At 39.3% G+C, this 1,215-nt stretch carries 1 protein-coding gene and 1 pseudogene; both read left to right on the top strand.

The genetic code is table 11. The features are described 5' to 3' along the window. On the top strand, nt 1-1,009 hold a 1,009-nt coding region (locus VXQ92_RS19220), incomplete at its 5' end, for an alpha/beta fold hydrolase (RefSeq protein ID WP_416682875.1). Nucleotides 1,010-1,035: 26 nt separating this feature from the next. Further along, nucleotides 1,036-1,215: pseudogene (locus tag VXQ92_RS19215) on the top strand (hypothetical protein); the annotation flags it as partial.

Raw genomic sequence — 1,215 nt, 5'->3', positions numbered from 1 at the left:
ATCAATTAAAGCCTCTATGAAAAAAACTGCTACTGCACTGACTTTGGCTTGTAGCTTATTGTCAGTCATGAGCATTTCTCAAGCGCAGGCAGCCGATAATATTGATGTCAGCTTTCAAACAATATTACAGCAAGAACGTAACTGGGCAGGACTGCAAAGCAAAAGCCTAAAGGTGGGTGATATCACTTGGTCATATAGTGAAGGTGGCTCTAGCACAAAGCCAACTTTACTACTCATTCATGGCCTAGCGGGCAGTCGAGATAACTGGAACCGAGTTGCCCATTATCTCACGACAAATTATCACGTTATTATTCCTGACTTACCGGGCAGTGGCGAAACTATCGTCTCGCACGACTTTGATTATTCGGTTCCCAACTTAGCTGAAAAATTACGTCGCTTTGTTGAAGCCGCCAATTTAAAAGGCCCAATTCATATTGCTGGGCACTCACTCGGCGGATCTATTGCCCTACTCTATGCTGGACAATATCCATTTGAAACCAAAAGTCTATTTTTAGTCGATAGCGGTGGTATTTTCCGTTCTGCCAACACAATTTATCTAAAAGATCCAACCTATCTAAAACAACTTTTAGTCTCTAAAAAAGGTGATTTTAATTATTTATTAAAACAAACCATGTTTAATCCTCCGTTTATTCCGAAAGAGTTCCTGCAAGCTCAAGAAAAACTGATGATTAATCAAGCACCTCAAACACAGAAACTGGTTGATCAATTGATTGCACTCAATAAAGTCTATACCCCAGATTCCTTTGCGGTACTTACTAAAACGATTGACGCCCCTACACTCATTTTATGGGGTAAACAGGATAAAATTATTAATGTAGAAGTAGCAAACGAGCTAAAACGGCTTTTAAAAAATGCCCAGCCTCCAGTTATCTTAGAAAACGTAGGCCATATGCCAATTTTGGAAGCTGAACAGTTGGTTATCCAACAATACGTACCGTTTTTACTGAAAGTAGAAACAAACCAGTCGTCAAAAACGACAACACCTTAAATAAAACTTCCAACTTGTGAGACCTTATGTCTACCCAACCCATGATTGAAAAACTTATTGAAGCTCATCTAGATTTTTTAGATGAGCAGTTTGCTCAGACTCAGGTAATCCAACAAGAGTTTGAGCAGTTTTATCATTGGTTAGGGAGTCGACAATTACAACACCTTTGGACGTTTGAACAAGTTCAACAGCTCATTCAAAAGCAG

It is taken from the genome of Acinetobacter sp. 228, from assembly GCF_048147885.1.
The sequence above is the reverse complement of the archived record's forward strand: the minus strand, read 5'-3'. Positions and strand labels throughout refer to the sequence as shown.